This is a genomic window from uncultured Vibrio sp., assembly GCF_947488985.1.
GTDB lineage: Bacteria > Pseudomonadota > Gammaproteobacteria > Enterobacterales > Vibrionaceae > Vibrio.
Genome location: NZ_CANLBV010000235.1, coordinates 1 through 1012 on the forward strand (window position 1 = coordinate 1; position 1012 = coordinate 1012).

A 1012-nucleotide genomic window follows, 5' to 3' on the forward strand; every position below is an offset into this window, starting at 1 on the left:
TACTTTTGGCGAAGCAAATTATAACTCTTTACCATGCTGTTTAAAAAATACTCACGAAAGATCAACACGCCTTAGTACTTTAAATAAGAATGACAATAACATGGATATTTTGAACTTTGAGGCATTTTTGATTGCCATCACTATTTTAACCTTAACGCCCGGCTTAGACACGGCATTGGTGATTCGCAACACCAGCCGATCTGGCTTATCTGACGGTTGCATGACCAGCTTTGGTATTTGTAGCGGCTTATATGTGCATGCCTTTTTCTCTGCCGTGGGTATCTCCGCTATTCTTGCTCAGTCAGCGGAACTCTTTCAGGCGGTGAAAATGGTTGGCGCGATGTACCTGATTTGGCTTGGTCTAAGTAGTTTACGCGCTTTGATGAAAAGCGGTGGCGGAATGAAAGTCGGCGAACAAGATCAGCAAGTTTACAGTGCTAAACGCTCTCTGCGTGAAGGCTTCTTATCTAACGTACTAAACCCTAAAACGGCGGTGTTCTACTTGGCATTTTTACCTCAATTTGTTAATCCTGAGGGCTCGCCTTTATTGCAGTCGATGCTCATGGCTTCAATACACTTTATGATAGCAATGGTTTGGCAATGTGGTTTGGCTGGTGCGCTGAACTCCGCTAAAAAATTGCTTAAGAATTCCAGTTTTATGAAGTGGATGGAAGGTGTAACAGGAATGGTGCTGGTGGCACTAGGGGTTAAGCTGCTATTGGAAAAACCAGTATAAGGAATCTAGCCTCAACTCCGTTGGTTTACCGTTTTGTACGGGAAGTTTAATGGGTAAATCCTAAGAGATAGAAGCAGATACATACAGCCCACACATCGTGGGCTTTTTTGTCTTTGCGGTCCGAGCTTTGTCTTTCACGCTATATTGATGGCTATTCATCATTCAATAAAATGTCCAGATAAACTTATATACTCGTTCAACTGTAAGCGTCTACGAACCGACTCATTGACTTTCTAATATCAACACAGATACCGCCAACTAAGGCGGTATCTGTCA

At 42.7% G+C, this 1012-nt stretch carries 1 protein-coding gene; it reads left to right on the forward strand.

Annotation, left to right across the window (positions count from 1 at the left end):
• Positions 1 to 100 precede the first annotated feature (100 nt).
• Positions 101 to 736: a LysE family translocator gene (locus tag Q1A70_RS20040; RefSeq protein WP_299695798.1), complete on the forward strand. Its 636-nt coding sequence runs from the start codon at positions 101 to 103 to the stop codon at positions 734 to 736.
• Positions 737 to 1012: the final 276 nt, after the last annotated feature.

Excerpts from the sequence above, each read along its gene's own strand:
- Q1A70_RS20040 (WP_299695798.1), top strand. The coding sequence starts at position 101 with ATGGATATTTTGAACTTTGAGGCATTTTTGATTGCCATCACTATTTTA.